Annotated in this window: 16 protein-coding genes and 2 pseudogenes; 9 read left to right on the top strand and 9 right to left on the bottom strand. The window is 66.2% G+C overall.

The annotated features are described in order from the left end of the window. Positions 1-57: 57 nt before the first annotated feature. Entirely contained in the window at positions 58-819 is a 762-nt protein-coding gene (locus FGF80_RS02675; RefSeq protein ID WP_006186821.1) for a competence/damage-inducible protein A, read from the bottom strand. Positions 820-1,176: 357 nt separating this feature from the next. On the opposite strand from FGF80_RS02675, the gene FGF80_RS02670 reads away from it, so the two are divergent. From FGF80_RS02670 to FGF80_RS02645, 6 genes and pseudogenes are all read left to right on the top strand, one after another. Then, positions 1,177-2,538, top strand: a complete 1,362-nt coding sequence (locus FGF80_RS02670; RefSeq protein ID WP_138652077.1) for a hemolysin family protein — start codon at positions 1,177-1,179, stop codon at positions 2,536-2,538. 247 nt (positions 2,539-2,785) lie between these two features. Next, entirely contained in the window at positions 2,786-3,730 is a 945-nt protein-coding gene (locus tag FGF80_RS02665; RefSeq protein WP_138652075.1) for a hypothetical protein, read from the top strand. 348 nt (positions 3,731-4,078) lie between these two features. After that, positions 4,079-4,309, top strand: coding sequence for an AbrB/MazE/SpoVT family DNA-binding domain-containing protein (locus tag FGF80_RS02660; RefSeq protein WP_138652073.1), 231 nt, complete (start codon positions 4,079-4,081; stop codon positions 4,307-4,309). Further along, positions 4,310-4,683: pseudogene (locus tag FGF80_RS02655) on the top strand (type II toxin-antitoxin system VapC family toxin). Between the two features lie 42 nt (positions 4,684-4,725). Further along, positions 4,726-6,228 (top strand): replication factor C large subunit, encoded by a 1,503-nt coding sequence (locus FGF80_RS02650; protein ID WP_138652071.1) that lies wholly within the window; start codon positions 4,726-4,728, stop codon positions 6,226-6,228. Positions 6,229-6,369: 141 nt separating this feature from the next. Beyond that, the gene (locus tag FGF80_RS02645) at positions 6,370-6,567 is read left to right on the top strand and encodes a hypothetical protein (protein WP_049908204.1); all 198 of its coding nucleotides are present in this window, start codon (positions 6,370-6,372) and stop codon (positions 6,565-6,567) included. A 17-nt stretch (positions 6,568-6,584) separates the two neighbouring features. On the opposite strand, the gene bioD is transcribed toward FGF80_RS02645, so the two are convergent. From bioD to bioB, 4 genes are all read right to left on the bottom strand, one after another. Further along, a complete protein-coding gene (gene bioD / locus FGF80_RS02640) occupies positions 6,585-7,292 on the bottom strand; it encodes a dethiobiotin synthase (RefSeq protein WP_138652069.1) in 708 nt (235 codons plus the stop codon). After that, a complete protein-coding gene (locus FGF80_RS02635; protein WP_006186829.1) occupies positions 7,289-8,512 on the bottom strand; it encodes an aminotransferase class I/II-fold pyridoxal phosphate-dependent enzyme in 1,224 nt (407 codons plus the stop codon). The genes bioD and FGF80_RS02635 overlap by 4 nt, the downstream gene beginning before the upstream one ends. Before the next feature lie 144 nt (positions 8,513-8,656). Then, positions 8,657-9,766 carry a transcriptional regulator gene (locus FGF80_RS02630; protein WP_138652067.1) on the bottom strand — a complete coding sequence of 370 codons (1,110 nt, stop codon included), beginning with the start codon at positions 9,764-9,766 and terminating at the stop codon, positions 8,657-8,659. Between the two features lie 29 nt (positions 9,767-9,795). After that, on the bottom strand, positions 9,796-10,899 hold the full coding sequence (gene bioB, locus FGF80_RS02625) for a biotin synthase BioB (RefSeq protein ID WP_138652065.1): 1,104 nt from the start codon (positions 10,897-10,899) through the stop codon (positions 9,796-9,798). 252 nt (positions 10,900-11,151) lie between these two features. Between bioB and FGF80_RS02620 the strand changes: the two are divergent. After that, positions 11,152-11,862: pseudogene (locus FGF80_RS02620) on the top strand (haloalkane dehalogenase); the annotation flags it as partial. Between the two features lie 33 nt (positions 11,863-11,895). On the opposite strand, the gene rbcL reads toward FGF80_RS02620, so the two are convergent. Continuing rightward, on the bottom strand, positions 11,896-13,146 hold the full coding sequence (gene rbcL / locus FGF80_RS02615; RefSeq protein WP_049908212.1) for a type III ribulose-bisphosphate carboxylase: 1,251 nt from the start codon (positions 13,144-13,146) through the stop codon (positions 11,896-11,898). A 274-nt stretch (positions 13,147-13,420) separates the two neighbouring features. Here rbcL and FGF80_RS02610 point away from each other — a divergent pair, with 274 nt between their 5' ends. Continuing rightward, a complete protein-coding gene (locus FGF80_RS02610) occupies positions 13,421-14,305 on the top strand; it encodes a midas domain-containing protein (RefSeq protein ID WP_049908205.1) in 885 nt (294 codons plus the stop codon). Positions 14,306-14,757: 452 nt separating this feature from the next. Here FGF80_RS02610 and sucD read toward each other — a convergent pair whose 3' ends face one another. Together sucD and sucC are read right to left on the bottom strand one after the other, a co-directional pair. Continuing rightward, positions 14,758-15,630, bottom strand: a complete 873-nt coding sequence (gene sucD, locus FGF80_RS02605; RefSeq protein WP_138652063.1) for a succinate--CoA ligase subunit alpha — start codon at positions 15,628-15,630, stop codon at positions 14,758-14,760. Next, a complete protein-coding gene (sucC, locus tag FGF80_RS02600) occupies positions 15,627-16,778 on the bottom strand; it encodes an ADP-forming succinate--CoA ligase subunit beta (protein WP_006186837.1) in 1,152 nt (383 codons plus the stop codon). Before sucC ends, sucD begins: the two co-directional genes overlap by 4 nt. 318 nt (positions 16,779-17,096) lie before the next feature. Between sucC and FGF80_RS02595 the strand changes: the two genes are divergently transcribed. Next, on the top strand, positions 17,097-17,969 hold the full coding sequence (locus FGF80_RS02595) for a UbiA family prenyltransferase (protein ID WP_138652061.1): 873 nt from the start codon (positions 17,097-17,099) through the stop codon (positions 17,967-17,969). Positions 17,970-18,103: 134 nt separating this feature from the next. On the opposite strand, the gene FGF80_RS02590 is transcribed toward FGF80_RS02595, so the two are convergent. Beyond that, positions 18,104-18,331, bottom strand: coding sequence for a DUF5795 family protein (locus tag FGF80_RS02590; protein ID WP_006186839.1), 228 nt, complete (start codon positions 18,329-18,331; stop codon positions 18,104-18,106). Positions 18,332-18,602 lie beyond the last annotated feature (271 nt).

Below are 18,602 nucleotides of genomic sequence, written 5' to 3'. Positions count from 1 at the left end.
GGCTCGACCGCAGCCGGCGACTCGACAAGGCCGTTGTCGCGAGTTACAGCGGACCGGTCACTTGGATCCCCCCTCGCTCGTGGACGGCGGCGCGGTCGTCTCGACGCGATCGCGGAGCCACGCCATCGCCGCCGCGACCGTTTCCGGGTCGGTACTCGAGACGCGAATCCGGCCGGGCCGGTTCTCACTGCGCGGATAGCTGCCGACCGAGACGTCGAAGCGCTCGGTAACCCCCTCGAGCGCCTCGTGTAGCGACCCCTCGGGTGCCGGCGTGTACAGCGTCTCCGCGGTCGAATCGCCCTGGAACTCGTCGCCGACCGAGTCGAACATCGCCCGCATCTCGTCGGGGATGCCGGCGAAGACGTAGACGTTCTCGACGAGACAGCCCGGTGCCCAGCCGTCGGTGACGACGATCGGCGTCGCACCTTCCGGAATCGAGGCCGCGGCGTCGATATCGAGCTGGAGATCGTACTCCTCGACCAGCTCGGGGTTCTCGTCGCGGAACGCGGCTGCCTTCTCGAGGAGTCGCTCTCGGATCTCGTCGTGGACGACGAACTCGCGTTCCAACCCGTCGGCCACGGCTTCGACGGTCACGTCGTCGGGTGTGCCGCCGATGCCGCCGGTAACGATCACCGCGTCGAACGCGTCGCTCCAGCGGTCGACGTAGTCCGCGATGAGTTCGCGGTCGTCCGGGATCGTCAGGATTCGCTGGACCGTGCTGCCGCGCTCGGTGAGCCGCTCGGCCAGCCACGATGCGTTCGTGTTGGTCGTCGATCCCGCGAGAATCTCGTCGCCGACGGTGACGATCGCGACGTTCATAGCCGGGGTTCGGCAGCCGGCCAGTTATCCGCTCGGGTTCCGGCCGGCGGTCGGTGGGGGACGGGACCGAGGAACGATTGCCGGACCTGTCACCGCGCGATCGAACCGCGCTCGCGGCCGTCGGACCCGGTCGCCGTTCGTCGATCGCCAGCGCCACGATTTTGTAAGCCCTGTGTTAAGTGACCGTATGGAAGTTTTCACCGGCGACGAACGTTTCGCCGTGTCCCCGTCGCCGAACGAGAGCCGCCGCCGGCCCGGTGCTGACCCGGCGGCGGAGCGAACCGGCGATCGAACCCGATGCGGATTCGATGCGAGCCCGACGACGCGGGAGCCGTCGCGACGACCGGGGTGGGCCCGATGGTAGCCGCCGACCTCGCGTTCTCGTTCGGGCGGCTCCTCTTTGCCCTCTTCTTGGTCTTCCTGAACGGCTTTTTCGTCGCCGCTGAGTTCGCGTACGTCCGCATTCGGCCGACACAGATCGAAGAACTCGTCGCGGAGGGGCGGTCGTCGGCGAAACTCGTCCAGGAGGCCGAGGAGAACCTAGACGACTACCTCGCGACGACCCAACTCGGCATTACGATCGCCTCGCTGGGGCTCGGCTGGGTCGGCGAACCGGCCATCGCCTCGCTGCTCGAGCCCGTGCTGGGGCCGGTGCTTCCCGCAGGAACGCTTCATCTGGTCTCCATCGCGATCGGGTTCAGTATCATCACGTTCCTGCACGTCGTTTTCGGGGAACTCGCGCCAAAGACCCTCGCGATCGCGGACGCCGAACGGATCGCGCTGCTCGTCGCCGCGCCGATGAAGTTCTTCTACTACATTTTCGTCCCTGGGATCATCGTCTTCAACGGCACGGCGAACTTCTTCACGCGGCTCATCGGCGTCGCGCCGGCCTCCGAGCGCGACGAGGGCCACAGCGAAGAGGAGATCCGACGGATCGTCGCCCAGTCGGGCGAACAGGGTGTCGTCGACGCGGACGAAGTCGAGATGATCGAATCCGTCTTCGACCTCGATGAGACGGTCGCCCGCGAAGTCATGATTCCGCGTCCCGACGTCGTCACCGTCCGTGCTGGCATGCCCCTCTCCGACCTCCGCGGCGTCGCCGCCAGCGGCACCTACACGCGATTCCCCGTCGTCGACGAAGACGCCGACGAACCGGTCGTCGGATTCGTTCACGCGAAGGACGTCCTCAAGGCTATCGAGACCGCAGACGGCGACGACGGCCGAGCGGGCGACGAACCGACCGCACGTGACCTCGCTCGAGAGGTCCTCATCGTCCCCGAGACGCGCCGAATCGACGAAATCCTCGCCGAGTTCCGCCAACGGAACGTCCAACTGGCCGTCGTCATCGACGAGTGGGGTGCGTTCGAAGGGATTCTGACCATCGAGGACGTCATCGAGGAGGTGGTCGGCGAGATCCAAGACGAGTTCGACGTCGCCGACATGGAGCCCTCGATCGACGACCTCGCCGACGGCCGATACGCCATGGACGGCGGCGTCCCGCTCGCTGATGTCAACGAAGCGCTCGGAACGACGTTCGAAGGCGACGCGTTCGATACCATCGGCGGCCTGGTGTTGAGTCGCATCGGCCGCGCTCCCGAAGTCGGGGACGCGATCGGGGTCGACGGCTACGAACTCACCGTCGACGCCGTCGAAGGGACGCGCATCTCGCGAGTGACCGTCAGCGAGGCCGTACCGGAGGCCGACGAGTCGTCCCACTGACGCCATCGACGGGGTTTCGCTGCGTGCTCGATAGATTGAGCGCTCAAGCGAGCCGGCCACCACCGGTCCGGGGTGGAGACCCGTGTCGAACCGCAGAGCGGTTCGCGGTCGGACGCGACGGCCCGCGGCAGACGTAATACTCTGGGAGACCTCGAGTACGACGAACGTACACGTCCGTGCCGATGACTGTATTCGAACATGATATCCGGCCTATATTTTTATCAAGTGAGATGTCCTCCGTCGGAGTATGAACCGTCGGACGTTCATCGGCGTCTCCGGTCTCGGACTCGGTTTCGCGGGCTGTCTCGACACGCATTCGGAGACGCCCACTGATTCGAACGGGTCGCGTAGCGACCCCGACCTCGCTACCGAGAACGCGACGGACGGGGCCACCGAAGAGGCGGATCGGAACGCCGATCCGTCGACGGGGACCGAGGCCGAGACGGAGACTGCGGGGACCGGCGACGACTCCGATGGCGAGAGCGGGGACTCGGAGCCGACCGTAACGTTTCCCTCGTGCACTCGAGCGGAGGTTACGGGGACGTTCGCGGCCGACGATGTCGCCTTCGCGAGCACGGGCTTCTACGAGGACGGACTGTACGGAAACACCGTGCTCGAGGACGGGATCGTGTTCGGCGAGGACGTGGCTGCACCGTTCTCCGGCACGGTCGCGTTCGAGATCGGGGAGACTGCGGCCGTTCGCGAGGCGGCCGACGAGATCGTCGTCGAGCTGCCGCCGTACGGCAGTGATGGGACCGTCATCTCGTCGGTCACGATCGAGCGGGAGGCGTATCTCACCGGCGGTGTCTCCCACGGGAACCCCCACGTCCGCGAGTGTCTGCGCGAAATCGAAGCCGACGATGGCGGGGATGCCGCCGCCGAAACCCCCGCGGCGTTCGAGATCGTCCGTCTCGAGACGAACGCGCCGATCGATGCCGGCGATTTCCTCGACGTGAACGCGACGGTCGAGAACACCGGGGGAACCGACGGCACGCACGACCTCGCGTTGATCGTCGGCCACAGTGCCGAACGGGTCGAACGGCGGACGGTGAGCCTCGCGGCCGGCGAGCGGACGACCATCACGACGGGATACGAAACGCCGCGCGTCGACGCCGATCAGGAGTTTCCCGTCCGCATCGAAGCGGGCGACGACGCGGCCGAACGATCCGTACTCGTCCACGGGACGGACTGAGACGCCGCGCGATCACGCCGGCCTCCGCTTCGAGACGGCGCGTTCCGCCTCACCAACCCGAACGACGATCGCAAGGGCTCGAGCGAGGACACGTTCGAAGCGTCCGACCCGCCTCGAGCGAGGCGTACCGCTCCGCAACCACTAAACGCGGCTCACCCCTACGAACGTCCAATGACCGACTGGACGGAGAAGTCCGGAAAATACGATATAGATTCGATGTACTGAGAACGTCGAATACCTCTCGTCGTTCGCTCGTCGATGCGGAGATGAATTCCGGCCAGTAGAGATAGAATGGGTAGCTCTGTATATCGGGGAACATTTTTACTTTCGCCCACCATACGCCAAGATATGTCAGACGTAGCGCTGGACGACCGCGGTCGTCTCACGCTCCCCAAGGAGGTCCGAGAGCGATACGGGGACCGATATCGCGTTGTTCAGCTTCCAGACGGAGTCAAATTGGTTCCGGTCGCTGACGACTCGCTCGAGGCACTCAGAGACGAGTTTGCGGATGTCGAGAAGTCGGCCGACGAACTTCGTGAAGAAGCACGCGAAGCAGCGCTCGACGAGGCCGGACAGTAAATGTATGCGGAAACCGACTTTCTGCTCGCGCTCATCAAGGATGAAGACTGGCTCGGAGACGCCGCCGAAGCGGTATACCGAGACCGACAGGACGAGTTGTGGACGTCGAATTCACGCTTATCGAACTCCTGTTAGTAGCCTACCGCGAGGACCGCGATACCGAACGGGTCGTTTCGAACGCCGCCAACCTCGTCGAGGTACGCGGTGACGCGGAGACGGTCGTTACGGCGGCGACGTACGTGGAGGACCACGGGTTCACACCGTTCGACGCCCTTCACCTCGTCGAATCCAACGGGGATACTATGGTCTCGAGCGATGACACATACGAGGACGTGACGCCTCGTCTCGACTTGAAGACCGTCACCGAAGAGTAGCGTCCGCAACCACTAAACGCGGCTCACCCCTACGAACGTCCAATGACCGACTGGACCGAGAAGTACCGTCCGACGACGCTGTCGGAGGTACGCGGCAACAACAAGGCCCGCGACCAACTCGAGGAGTGGGCCGAAAGCTGGGACGACCACCGGGAGTCGGTGATCGTCCACGGCAGCCCCGGCGTCGGGAAGACCTCCGCCGCCCACGCGCTGGCCACCGACATGGGTTGGCCGGTAATGGAGTTGAACGCCAGCGACAGCCGCGGAGCCGACGTCATCGAGAAGATCGCCGGCGAGGCCGCCAAGAGCGGGACCCTCACCGGCGGCGAGGCGGGCCGCCGGCTTGTCGTTCTCGACGAGGCGGACAATTTCCACGGCAACGCCGACTACGGCGGTTCTCGAGAGGTCACGCGCGTCGTCAAGGACGCGAACCAGCCGATCGTCCTCGTCGCAAACGAGTTCTACGACATGAGCAAGTCGCTGCGAAACGCCTGTGAGACGATCGAGTTTCGCGACGTCTCGAAGCGATCGATCGTCCCCGTCTTGCGGGACATCTGTCGGCGCGAAGGGGTCGAATTCGAGGAGGGGGCCCTCGAGAAGATCGCCGAATCGACCAGCGGCGACCTGCGCTCGGCGGTCAACGACCTGCAGGCGGTCGCCGAGGAGGCCGAGCGCCTGACCGTCGACGACGTGGTGACGAGCGAGCGCGATACCACCGAGGGCATCTTCGATTTCCTCGACGAACTGATCAAAGAGAAAGACGCCGAGGGTGCGCTGCGAGCCTCCTACGACGTCGACGAGACGCCGGACGATCTGCTCAACTGGATCGAGGACAACGTGCCGAAGGACTACGAGGGGGCCGAACTCGCCGACGCCTACGAGTTCCTCTCGAACGCCGATCGCTGGCTGGGTCGCGTCCGGGCCACACAGGACTACTCCTACTGGCGGTACGCGACGGACAACATGACTGCCGGCGTCGCCGCTTCGCGACGGGGCGAGAAGGGGGGCTGGACCCGCTACGGCCCGCCGAGCTACTGGTCGAAACTCGGCCGCACCAAAGGCACCCGGAACACCCGCGATTCGATCGCCGAGCGCATCGCCGAGCGGGAAGGCGCAAGCGTCGCAACCGCCCGCCGGGAGATCCTTCCGTTCCTGTCGGCGATGACCCACCACTGCAAGAACCGAGCACTGACCGTCCGCATGGCTGCGGCCTACGATCTCGACGAATCCGAGGTCTCCTTCGTTACCGGCAGCGGAAAGGACACCAACAAAGTCGAATCGGTCGTCGCGGACGCCGACGAACTGAAAGCCGAAAAAGCGGTCGAGCACTCGGGCAACGCCTTCTTCGAGGCCGAGCGCTCGAGCGGTGCCGACGAGACGGCCGCCGCTGCGACCGACGAAAGCGGCGACGGCGACGACTCGAGCGGGCAGCAGGCGCTCACGGCTGCGAAGTCGGACGATAGTGACGGCGGCTCCGTGTCGGACGACTCGTCGTCGGTCGACGACCCCGACGACGATCAGGCCGGGCTAAGCGACTTCATGTGAGCAGTGTGCCGTCGGCGGCGTACGGACGCAGGGGGATATCGGAGCGGCGTTCGGATACCCTCGGCAACATCTGTCTACATATTGACTGACCGGCACTATTACGTCGCTGAACGATGAGAGTACTTCTTGGTGACCCGCCGAATGACTGAGACACATAGCTGCCCGCTCTGTACGGAGACGTACGACGATCGCAACGACCTCCGCGTCCATCTCGAGGTGACCCACCGGAAATCCGAAGTCGTCTCCTCTCTGGTCGAACTCGACGCGGCGGTGACCGATATCCCGTCCGATCACGAGTCGACGACCGTCGACGAAGAGCCACGGGCACCGTCCGCCTGAACGAGTGCGAACACGGATCAGCGGTCTTCTACCGGGAGTCGATCGCGAAACGCCGACGACAGTGCCTCGCTAACGCCTGCAGCGAGGGCAGGCGGCTCGCGATCGCCGTCGGGTTCGGTCCCGTCCAGCGGCGGGACCGTCGTAACTGGATAGTCGGTCATCCGCTCGAGTTCGTCGGGATTCGTCCGCTCCGCGGTCGTTTCGCCCGCGTACTCGTTGACGACGATCCCACAGATATCGATGTCGTGGGCCTCGAGTGCGTCGACCGAGAGCGCGGTGTGATTGAGCGTGCCCAGTCCCGACCGCGTGACAATGACTGCCGTGGCTTCGAGATCGGCAACGAGATCGATCACCTCCCGGTCGCCGGCCAGCGGGACGCGGAGGCCCCCGATCCCTTCGACGATCGGGACCGGGGCCGCTTCGATCTCCCGCTCGCAGGCCGTGCGGATCGACTCGTAGAAGAGGTCCTCCCCGGCGACCTCGGCCGCGACCCGCGGTGCGAGCGCTGGCTCGAGATAGCGGGGACAGGTCGCGGCCTCCGAAGTGCCACAGGCGGCGGCGACGAACGCCGCGTCGTCGTCCGGCGGATGCCCGGTCTGGGCCGGTTTGATCGCCCGGGCGTCGTGGCCCTCCTCGCGGAGCAGGCGCGTGAGCCCGGCCGTCACGACCGTCTTCCCGACACCCGTTCCGGTGCCGACGACGGCGATCGGTCGCCGGGCGCTCATAGCAGTCCGACCTCCTTGCCCGCGGCGCGAAACGCCTCGAGACAGGCGATGATGTCGCTCCGATCGTGGGTGGCCATCGGAACGACGCGGATGCGACTGGTTCCCTCCGGAACCGTCGGCGGCCGGATCGCCGGCGCGACGACATCCCGTTCGCGGACCCCGTCGGCGAGCGTGATGGCGTCCTCGCGGTCGCCCACGATGACGGGGAGAATCTGGGAGTCGCCCCACACGTCGAACCCCATCGATTCGAGGCCGTCCCGGAGGTGGGCGACGTTCTCCCAGAGTCGCTCCCGTGCACCGCCGTGACGGGCGACGTGGAGCGCCTCGCTCGCCGCCGCGGCCGCCGGCGGCGCGAGTCCGGTCGAGAAGACGAACGAGCGCGCGTCGTTGAGTACGCATTCGATCAATTCCGCGCTACCGGCGACGTACCCGCCCTGACTGGCCAGCGCTTTCGAGAGCGTTCCCATCTGAACGTGGACACGGTCCTCGAGCCCCTCCGCCTGGACGACGCCGCCGCCGTTGGCGTAGAGGCCGGTCGCGTGGGCCTCGTCGACCATCACCCACGCGCCGAACTCCTCGGCGGCGTCACAGATCGCATCGAGGGGTGCGACGGTGCCGTCCATGCTGAACACCGAATCGGTGACGATCAGCCAGGACTCGTCGGCCGGCTGGCGGCCGTCTCGGGCCGCCCGTTCGGCTCGGTCCGCGAGCTTCGATCGCAGGCTCGCCGCATCGCAGTGGTCGTAGACGACCGTCTCGGTGTCCGTGAGTCGACAGCCGTCGATGATGCTCGCGTGATTCAACTCGTCGGAGAAGACGACATCGGGCTCGAGCGCCGTGATCGTACCGACGTTCGCGGCGTACCCCGACGAAAAGGCCAGCGCGCGCTCAGTGCCTTTGACCTCGGCGAGTTGCCGCTCGAGGTCTCGGTGGACCATCGTATCCCCGGTCACGAGTCGGCTCGCCCCGGCACCCGTTCCGACGGTCGCGGCGGCCTGCCGGGCCGCGTCCTGTACCCGCTGGTCGTCGGTCAATCCCAAGTAGTTGTTCGAGGCGAAAACGAGCGCCTCCGCCGTCTCGAGGACGGGCAACTCGCCGCCCGATGGCTCGGCGAAGTAGCCGTGCTCGGCGACCCGGTCGACGGGCGAGAGGGCACGTTTCAAATCGTTTTCCTCGAGCGTCTCGAGTCGCGTCTCGAGGTCGAACCCGCGGTCGGCCATTCGGCTAAACCGACTCAACGCCACGGTTTGACTCTCACGGTTCGGACCGAGCAGCAAGCTCGGCGTCGCTGCGGCTCGAGGCGGCCGATAGGCGACGGTTTGGGGGATCGTAGTCGCTCCCTCATGAAACGGACTGCGACGAGATTAGAAGCCGGGCAACAGGTCGGCTGGGCCGAAGACGCCGTACTCGCCCGCTCGGTTCCGGCGGACGCCGGCTTTCAGATAGCCCAGCGCGGGCCCGTTGACGTTGGCCTCCATGCTCGTTTCGTCGCCCAGTTGGAACGTGTTCGTCGCCGTCTCACCGTCGAAGGTGCGGCCGGTCACGCGGACCGTCGTCGTCGTCGGCTTCTCGTCGTTGCGAACGTCGAGGACCCCGCCGACGGTGACATCGTCGGCGTCACAGACACCGGCGCGCTCGAGCAGGACATCGTCGGCGTGTTCCATGTCCTCGAACTCGATGACGCCGTCGTGGTCGTCGATGATGGCCTCGATCTCCGCCTCGGAGAGGTCGCGGGCGGTCTCGATGTCGTACTCGGGGAGGTGTGCGATGTCCTCGCGGACGGTCCCGCGGTTGTCCTCGTAGCCCGACTTGAGTCCGACACCCCAGTGGATGTCGACGTCGGTGACCTCGACGAACGACTGGGCGGCCAGCGCGGCCGCGCCGGTCAGCAGGCCGGGGGTCGCGCCCGCCCCGCAGATGAACGTGATACCGTTCTCCTCGAACTCGTCGCTGCGGTCGTCGAGCATGTCGATCACGCGCGAGCGCTTGAGGACGTCGATCATGACCCCGGAGTAGCCGCCCTCGGCGAAGCGGTCGGCGGTTCGGGGGATGAAGTCGTGTTCGTAGTTCGGCAGCGCCAACAACACGGCGTCGATCCGGTCGCCGCGGTCGATGATCTCCTGAATGGCGTCCTCGCTGGGCCGGGCCTGACTCGAGGCGACGACGCCCCTGTCCTCGCCGTGTTGTTTGACGCCGCCCCCGGCGGTCGTCGCGCCCGTACCGCCGTCCGTCGCGACCTCGCTGTCTCGCGGCTCATCGCCGCTCGACTCTTCCGAGCCGCTTCGCGGCTCGCTGTCTATGTTGCCCTCGGTCGCAGCCAGCAACTCGTCCACATCGAGGCCGTCGAAGTCGACGGCGACGCCGTGGCGGTCACACGCCGCGACGGGGGTCAGCGCGTCCTTGTGCTGGCTCACTTCGAGCGCTCGTCGGCCGATACCTCCGGTTCCGAGTACCGCAAACGTAATTTCGTCCATGGTGTCGATGTGCTGTGTTCGTCGTGTCGTCAGTCGTCGCTCGGTTCCGCGCCCGTACTCGCCGTCTCGCTCGACGATTCCGCCGTCTCGCTGTGACGGGCCTTCACCGCCTCCGGATCGAAGTCGTTCGTGTCCGTATTGGGCTCCAGTCCCGCACGCTCGACGATCTCCAAGTCCTTGCCGGGAGATTGGCCTCCGGTGGTCAGATAGTCGCCGGTGAGGAGGCCGTCCGCGCCGGCCTCGAGCGGCAGGTGCTGCTCGTCCGGCGCTAAGTTGACCTCGCGGCCGCCGGTCAAGCGGACCCGGGACTCGGGGTGGAGCAGTTTGTACACCGCGACCGTCTTGACGATCTCCTCGGTGCTGATGTCGACGCCCTGCTCGGCCAGCGGCGTCCCGGCGACCGGGTTCAGGACGTTGACCGGCAGCGAGGAGATGCCGATGTCCTGCAGGGCGATGGCTGCCTCGACGCGGTCGGTCGGGCTCTCCCCCATTCCGAGGATCACGCCCGCACAGAGGTCCATCCCGGCCTCCTTGGCGACCTCGAGGGTCTTCACCCGGTCCTCGAAGCTGTGGGAATCGACGATCTCGGGGAAGTAGTTCGGGGAGGTCTCGATGTTGTGATTGTAGTGATTGATCCCCTCCTCGGCGAGGATCGCGGCCTCCTCCTCGGTCAGAATGCCCAGCGAGGCGTCGACCTCGAGGTCGCACTCGTCGCGGACGCGGCGGATCGACTCGAGAACCTCTTCCCACTCGTCGGGGCGGTGTTCCTTCGAGACGCCCTTCTCGGCGACAACGATGCCAAAGCGCTGGGCACCGTCGCGTTCGGCCCGTTTGGCGGCCTCGAGGACCTTCTCGGGACCGAGGAAGCCGTAGGTGTCGATCCCGGTGTCGAAGTGGACCGACTGCGCGCAGAACCCGCAGTCCTCGGCGCAGTTGCCCGCCTTCGCGTTGACGATCGAGCAGGCGTCGACCGTACCGTCGCCGAAGTGATCGCGGACGGCCGCACCCGCCTCGGCAAGCGCGTCGGTCGGCTGGGCCATCAACGCGACTCCGTCGGTCCGATCGAGTCGCTCGCCGGCCATCACCCGCTCGAGCGCGTCGTCGACCGTCTCGTTTCCAGTCTCGTAAACCACGATATGGTCTATCGTTAACGAGACTATAATGATTGTGGATTCTCACTGTGGGTGAACCGTCCCGATCCGTTGGAGAGACGACCGGCGAGCGCGGGACTACCGATCGTGGCGAGGAGTGACCGGCGCGGGCGGTGCATGGTCGTTCTGTCACGCAGCACTGGTATGTATTTTGTCACTATGCCGCGGCGGGTCACCGACGGTGTCCGAACGGAACACCGAGCGCGACGTTCGTATCGATTTCCCAACGCTTGTATGATGCCGACGCTGGCCGAGCGCGGCCGCGTCGTCGTCCCAGACCTGATCGGCTGCGGACGGTCGGATCGATACGAGGACCGCGACAACTACACCGTCGAGATGCACTACGACGCGCTCCGGACGTTCGTCGAGGAACTCGACCTGACGAATATCACGCTCGTCTGTCAGGACTGGGGCGGGTTGCTCGGGCTCTCGCTGGCGGCGAATCAGCCCGAACGGTTCGCCCGCCTGGTGCCGATGAACACCGGCCTTCCCGACGGGACCCAAGAGATGACCGATACCTGGCACGCGTTCGCCGAGTTGGTCGCCACCGCCGACGACCTCGATATCGGCGAACTCGTGGCGAACGGTTGTCATCGGGACTGCTCCGAGGACGTGCTCGACGCCTACCGCGCGCCGTTCCCCGACGAGCGATACATGGCCGGCGCGCGGACGTTCCCAGGACTCGTCCCGCAGTCACCCGACGACCCCGGGGCGGACCTGTTCGCCGACGCCCAGGACCGACTCGCCGAGTGGGAGACGCCGGCGTTCGTCCTGTTCGCCAGCGAGGACCCGATCACCGCCGGCAACCGTGACCCGCTGCGCGAGTTGCTCCCGACCGCGAGCGACCAGCCCGATGTCTGGATCGACGAGGCCGCACACTTCCTGCAGGAAGACGCCGGCGAGGAAATCGCCGAGCGCATCGTCGCCTTCGTCGATCGAACCTGATTCGATCGCTGCCCGTCGGTCCGATCCGAACCGTTACCGCGGCGTCTCCGCGCCCCACTTCTCGAGGGCCGTCGCCAGTTCCGCGTGGTCGTCGGCGTAGGTCTCGAGGTCCGTGCCCGCCATCGAGGCCTCGACGGACTGTCGGAGCGCTTTCGCACCCGCGTGCGTGCCGTCCGGGTGGCCGTGGACGCCGCCGCCGGCTTGCACGATGATGTCGGTCCCCAGCGCGTCGATGAGTTGATCGACCACGCCGGGATGCAGTCCACCGGAGGCGACCGGGAGGACGGGCCTGAGGCCGTGACAGTCGCTCGTGAGCCACGCGTTGATCCCCGGCGTGTCCTCGTTCGCGAGCTTTCCCAGCCCCGCGGTCCCGGTGTGGATGTGGTCGACGCCACAGAGGCGAGCGATCTGGGCGATGACGCGCATCGACACCCCGTGGTAGTCCAGTCGGTCGAAGGCGGCGTGCATCGCGCGGTGGGCGTGGATCGCCAACCCGTGGTCTTCGCAACGCTCCCGAACCGACTGGACGGCCGCCCAGCCGCAGGTAATCACGTCGACCATGACGAACCCGCCGCCGTGTTCGGCGACGAGATCGACCCGCTCGAGCATCTCTGTGGTCTCGGCGGTCACGTTCACGAGGTAGTCCTTGCGCTCGCCGGTCTCCTCCTGGGCGCGGTCGCGGGCGGCGAGGCTCTCGGCGAGTCGGTCCGCGAAGGGGTTAAACGCCTGGTCAGTGAGATTTTCGTCGTCTTTCAGCAGGTCGATGCCGCCGCGCCAGGCCTCCTCGCCGATGCGGGCGTGGGCGTCGGTCGAGAGGCCCACCTTGGGTTTCGGCACCGTCGCCAACACCGGCCGCTCGCCCGCGTCCAGTTTCTCGCGCGCGACGCTCGGCCCGAACTGCGGGCCCGGAAACCCGCCCGCGATCGATTCCGGCCAGTCACAGTCCTCGAGTCGGATCGAATCGACGGCTTTCATCCCCAGGATGTTGCCGGCGATACACGAGAGGATCTGGGGCATGCTGCCGGCCTCGAACAGCGCGGCCGGGTACGCGACCGTAACCGTCGGTCCGTCAATACCGCAGGCGACTGCACCGAGGTCCGTGAGTTCGTCCTCGTCGACGTGTAAGGCGGCCCAGGTGCCGTTCGATGACTCCGAGGCGACGCGACTCGCCGCCGCCTCCATGGACATCCCGTCGGCCGGTTCGATCGTGAATTCACAGACCAGTTCCGTCGCGGCGGGTTCGTATCCGAGGTCCAGAAAGTCGTCGTACTCGATCCCTGTCATGATACCGTCCGACATACGACGCGTCGAGTAATAGTGCTTGTGCCGGCATCCGGCGAGTCGCTACGAACGGGCAATATAGTCCGACTCTCGCCCCGTACATCGATTCTCACGATCGCCCTCTTTCTCCCCCATATTATGCACGATCGTCAACTGTAATCGCCATCGATGGCCGCTAGCGGCCAGTACACTAATATTGCACTTCGCGCATCTATCGCACCGGGAAAAATTCCGAAAATTAAAGTCGTGTGATAATCCAGTAATAGCAAGCGGGTTCATGACAGATAGTACGACAAACAGTCCGGGCGACGGGAGGCTCGACGTGGGTGCGAGCACCGACGAGCTGTTCGGGGACCTCGAGGAAACCGACACGGGAGCCGGGCAGCGGACAGAACGGGTGGACGAGGACGAACCGGACGGGGTCGAAGACAGGACGGCCGCTGAAGTCTTCGATCAGCTCCGTGCTGAAGCCGCGGACGAGGGCGATACCGACGACGTGCTCGCGGACGAAACGCCGGACGACATCATCGCGAGCGCGGCGGAGCCGGAACCCGACCCGGCGATACCCGTCGACGACGAGCTGCGAGCCGACGAGGACGAACTCACGGATCTGCTTCTCACCGGCCGCACGAAAGACGGGGAGTTCCTCTGGGTCGACACCGCTGGTTCCGACGACCGACGGGACGACGACCCCGTCGACTCCACCACCTCCACGAACGAGGGGCTCGACAGCGGCGACGCCGAGCCGCCGACCGTCGAGGCGCAGGCCGACTCGCAGACCGCGACGACGACCCCCGAGACCGCGGACGAGCCATTCGACGGCGACCCCACCCTCGAGAACGGGACGGACAGCCCCGTCGAGCCCGACGCGGCTGCGGTGACCGAAACGGACGCGGAGAGCGACGCCGACACCACACGCGATAGCGACGCCGCTCCGGAGACGCCGTCGGACGCGACTGCCGACTCGTCGGTCCAGAGCGACGAATCGGAGTCGCGTCTCGAGGACGGGGTGGACGCGTCCGCGGTCGACGGTCCCGACACGGCCGACCGCGACACCGACGCCGGAGGGGGCGAGACCGATATCGATGCGTCCGAGGCCGAGTCCGCGGCCGACGACGGCTCGGCGGGACTGCTCGGACGAGTGCGGTCGCTGTTCGGCTGATCGTCCGAGCCCGTCGAACGCGCGCCGCCGACCCGCCGTCCGGTCGGTGAGACTCACGACGTCCGTATCGCGACAGCTTGGAACCAACCCGTTGGTCCGATCGTCCCCGCCTCGAGTCCGATCAGACCTCGGGATGCCACGCGAGCCCGTTCCGTCGAACCGGAGACGCTTTTGCACCACACGCCGGACACTGCGTCCCGCCGGTCGTCCGGGTCGTCCGCTCCGGGATGTCCGCGGAGCCACAGCGATCGCATTCGAGCCGGACCGGCATACCACAGTGACGCGCTGGACGACCATGATCTGCTGCGGAAAGCGACGAGGAGCCGGCACCGGGCGGTCACAGTACTGGACGCAGGACCCGCCGCCGCTCGAGTCGGCTCGAAAAAGGACGCGAGACCGCAACCGGTCGCCCGCGATTGCGGTCGGGTCGTTGCGTACGCGAGACGGGCTAGTTACGCGAGGAACTCTTCGATGTGATCGGCGACTTCTTCGGGGGTGTCGCCGACGGGGACGCCGGCGTCGTTGAGGGCGCTAATCTTGCTCTCCGCGGTTCCCGTGCCGGAGCCGGAGACGATCGCACCGGCGTGGCCCATCCGCTTGCCCGGCGGTGCGGTGCGGCCGGCGATGAAGCCAGCGACCGGCGTGTCGACGTACTCGTCGATGAACGCGGCTGCTTCCTCCTCGTCTTCGCCGCCGATCTCCCCGCACATGACGATGGCGTCGGTGTCGGGGTCGTCCTCGAACAGCTCGAGGGCGTCGACGAAGTCGGTCCCGATGATCGGGTCGCCGCCGATGCCGATGGCGGTCGTCTGGCCGATCCCGCGATTAGTCAAGCTATCGACGACCTGGTACGTGAGGGTCCCGGAACGGGAGACGAGCCCGACGTTCCCCTCGGCGAAGATGTTGCCGGGGAGAATACCGAGCTTCGCCTCACCGGGCGTGATGAGACCGGGACAGTTCGGGCCGATGAGTCGGGTCTCCGTCTCGGAGAGGCGCTTGTTGACGCGCGCCATGTCCTGGGTCGGGATGCCCTCCGTGATGGCGACCGCGAGGTCGAGTTCCGAGTCGAGCGATTCGAAAATCGCGTCGCCGGCAAAGGCCGGCGGAACGAAGATCACGGACGTGTCAGCGTTCTCCTCGTCGACGGCCTCGTGGACCGTGTCGTAGACCGGCACGCCGCTGACCTCCTGGCCGCCCTTGCCGGGGACCGCGCCGGCGACGACGTTGGTGCCGTACTCCATCATCTGTTCGGCGTGGAACTTGCCTTCCCCGCCGGTGATGCCCTGTACCACGACGCGCGTGTCGTCGTCGACTAGTACGCTCATTGGTCGTTCACCTCCCCAGCGTACTCGACAGCACGCTGAACCGCGTCCTCGAGGGTCTGCTCGACCGTCACGAGGTCCTCGTTGAGAATCTCCATGCCTTCCTCCCAGTTCGTGCCGGCCAGTCGGACGACGACCGGCTTGGGGATCTCGTCGAACTGCTCGAGCGCCTCGTTGATCCCGCGGGCGACCTCGTCGCCCCGGGTAATTCCGCCGAAGATGTTGAAGACGACCGAATCGACGTTATCGTCGGAGAACACCATGTCGAGCGCGTTCGCGATCCGGGCGGCCTTCGCGCCGCCACCCACGTCGAGGAAGTTGGCGGGCTGGCCGCCGTAGTGGTCGACCAAGTCGAGCGTCGTCATCACGAGCCCGGCACCGTTGCCGATGATGCCGACGTTGCCGTCCAGCCGGACGTAGTCGAAGCCGTACTCGTCGGCCTTCTGCTCGAGTTCGTCGCCGCCGGCGGCTTCCTCTTCCATCTCGGCGAGTTCGGGCTGGCGGAACAGGGCGTCCTCGTCGATGTTCATCACGGCGTCGGCCGCGATGACCTCGTCGTCGGCCGTGACCATCAGCGGGTTGATCTCGGCGTCGGCCCCATCCTTGTCGTCCCAGAGCTGATAGAGCGTGGTGAGGACGCTCGAGACATCGCGCGCGACCGACTGGTCGACGCCGGCGTCGTAGACGGCCTTGCGGGCCTGATAGGGATGCATTCCGAAGGAGGGGTCGATGTGCTCGCGAGCGATGGCGTCGGGGTCCTCCTCGGCGACTTCCTCGATGTTGACGCCGCCTTTGGTCGAGACCATCGCGACGGGCTTGCCCTCGCCGCGGTCCATCGTGATCCCGACGTAGAGTTCGTTGACGAAGTCGACCGCTTCCTCGACGAGGACCCGATCGACGTGATATCCCTTCAGGTCCATGCCGAGGATGGAGTCGGCCGCTTCCCGGGCCTCGTCCGCGTCCTCGACGAGTTTAATTCCGCCGGCCTTCCCACGGCCGCCGACCTGTACCTGCGCTTTTACCGCTACTGGGTACCCGATCTCCTCGGCCGCGGATACCACACCGTCGACGTCGGACGCGAGTTGCGAGTCCGGCGTCGGAATCCCGGCATCGGCGAAGACGGTCTTCGCCTGATACTCGTGTAATTTCATGCCATTCGAACGGGCGTGCCGACCTTGCTTAAATCATGCCAGTTTCCACTCGCCGCGGGCGTTCCATCGACGCGCATCAACGATACCGGGCACGTCACGGCCGTACCGTTTTCCCAGTCGCCCTCTTTGTGTAGGTTCTCAACTGAACTCGGGTGTGACGTACCCGCACGTCCGGACTCCGGGCGGATACCTCGCGCTGAGAGGGCGTCCGATCGCTCGAACGGGTTCCGTTCCGGGGTCGAACGCGAGCGGTCGACGGAAGCCGACACAGCATTCAAACGTCGCCTCTCCTAAGGTCACGGACAAGGGGCACCCGCCGTGAGAAATTCCACTGCGACGCATCGACCACCGGGCTGGGTAACATCGGTCAAGACCGGGCTCCGCCTGCTGGTCCATAGCAACCTCTTCATCTCGCTTGCGACGGTTAGCGTCGCCGTGACGACTGTTCTTCTCGCGGACCTGCCACTCGAGCCCCTGCCGCTGTTCATCGTCTTTGCGGCGACGATGTTCGTCTACACCGTCAATCGATTTACCGATCTCGAGGAGGACGAGCGGAACGTTCCACAGCGCGCGGCGTTTACCAGGCGGTACGGAACGCTCTGGTTGGCCGCGGGGGTCGGCCTCTACGTCGCCGCAGTCGGAATCGCCGTCGCGGTCGGAGTTCCCGGCGCGGTGTACATGTTCCTCCCGCTCGTGGTCGTGCTCCTGTACTCCGTCGGCGGGGTCAAGCAACTCTTTCTCGTGAAGAACCTCGTGGTCGGATTCGCCTGGGGCGCGATTCCGCTCGGCGTCGGCTACTACTACGGTCAGTTGCGCTCGCCGGCGATCCTGTTTCTGTTCGGGTATATCACGATCATGATCACCATCGCCGCAGTGATCTTCGACGTGAAAGATATCGAAGGGGACCTCGCGGAGGGCATCCCGACGGTCCCCAACCTGTTCGGCCCGCGCTGGACCCGTCTCCTGTCGTTGCTGGCGACCGTCGCCGTCGCCGCGGCGGTGATCGCCCTCGTCGCCGGCGGCGCGATTGCACACGAGTTCCTCATCGTGCTCGCGATGAACGCCTACGTCTGTGCGTACATCCCCTTCGCGACCACCGATCGCGGGCCGCTGTACTACGGGTTCGTCGTCGACGGCGAACACGTCTTCCTCGCGGCCGTCGTCGCCGCGCTCGAGTGGCTGATCTGGTAGCGGCGACGCTCGACGCGACAGCACTGGCAGCATCGCGACGTTTCGAAAGGGCACGAACCGCGTTCCGTCCGGCGGCGAGTGCCACGAGGACAGCGATCGCTATCGGTCGGCCGTCGACACTCGGCTCGGGCGACTCAGTCGCGGTCGGCTTCGCTCCAGTCGCAGTCCTGGCACTTCCAGCCGGTGACGAGTTCGGTGACCGACGGCATGTAGACGACCTGCAGGACGTTCCCGGCACACTCCGGACACTCCTCGTCGGCCTCCTCGATCGAGTCGACCTCCATCACGGCGTCGCCCTCGACGAGTTCCGCGAGTTTTTCGGCCGTCACCATTCGTCCCTGAACGACGCGATTCTCGCTCACACTCGGGCTACCGGACGCGATGCCCTAAGCGTTTCCTGATCCGGTCGTCGCCTCGAGCGAGACCGGTTGGGGTTGGGGCAGGGTCGGAGTGAGTCACGATCGAGAAACGAAACGGTTCCGACGGGTCGGAACCTGGGCCGGCGTCGCGGCGGCCCTCGCTATCGTCCGCCCGCCGGCATCCCCCATCCAGTAGCCGTCAGCGGCGTCCGAGAGCGCGCTCGAGAGTCTCCACCTACCGCACTCGTAGGTGCCGAGTGGAAGTGATATCAGT

The organism is Natrinema pallidum, assembly GCF_005890195.1.
GTDB classification, from domain to species: Archaea; Halobacteriota; Halobacteria; order Halobacteriales; family Natrialbaceae; genus Natrinema; species Natrinema pallidum.
This window is presented reverse-complemented; position numbering and strand designations above follow the sequence as displayed.

Coding starts and splice junctions, on each gene's coding strand:
- FGF80_RS02675 (WP_006186821.1), bottom strand. CDS start 819: ATGAACGTCGCGATCGTCACCGTCGGCGACGAGATTCTCGCGGGATCG.
- FGF80_RS02670 (WP_138652077.1), top strand. CDS start 1,177: ATGGTAGCCGCCGACCTCGCGTTCTCGTTCGGGCGGCTCCTCTTTGCC.
- FGF80_RS02665 (WP_138652075.1), top strand. CDS start 2,786: ATGAACCGTCGGACGTTCATCGGCGTCTCCGGTCTCGGACTCGGTTTC.
- FGF80_RS02660 (WP_138652073.1), top strand. CDS start 4,079: ATGTCAGACGTAGCGCTGGACGACCGCGGTCGTCTCACGCTCCCCAAG.
- FGF80_RS02650 (WP_138652071.1), top strand. CDS start 4,726: ATGACCGACTGGACCGAGAAGTACCGTCCGACGACGCTGTCGGAGGTA.
- FGF80_RS02645 (WP_049908204.1), top strand. CDS start 6,370: ATGACTGAGACACATAGCTGCCCGCTCTGTACGGAGACGTACGACGAT.
- bioD (WP_138652069.1), bottom strand. CDS start 7,292: ATGAGCGCCCGGCGACCGATCGCCGTCGTCGGCACCGGAACGGGTGTC.
- FGF80_RS02635 (WP_006186829.1), bottom strand. CDS start 8,512: ATGGCCGACCGCGGGTTCGACCTCGAGACGCGACTCGAGACGCTCGAG.
- FGF80_RS02630 (WP_138652067.1), bottom strand. CDS start 9,766: ATGGACGAAATTACGTTTGCGGTACTCGGAACCGGAGGTATCGGCCGA.
- rbcL (WP_049908212.1), bottom strand. CDS start 13,146: ATGACAGGGATCGAGTACGACGACTTTCTGGACCTCGGATACGAACCC.
- FGF80_RS02610 (WP_049908205.1), top strand. CDS start 13,421: ATGACAGATAGTACGACAAACAGTCCGGGCGACGGGAGGCTCGACGTG.
- sucD (WP_138652063.1), bottom strand. CDS start 15,630: ATGAGCGTACTAGTCGACGACGACACGCGCGTCGTGGTACAGGGCATC.
- sucC (WP_006186837.1), bottom strand. CDS start 16,778: ATGAAATTACACGAGTATCAGGCGAAGACCGTCTTCGCCGATGCCGGG.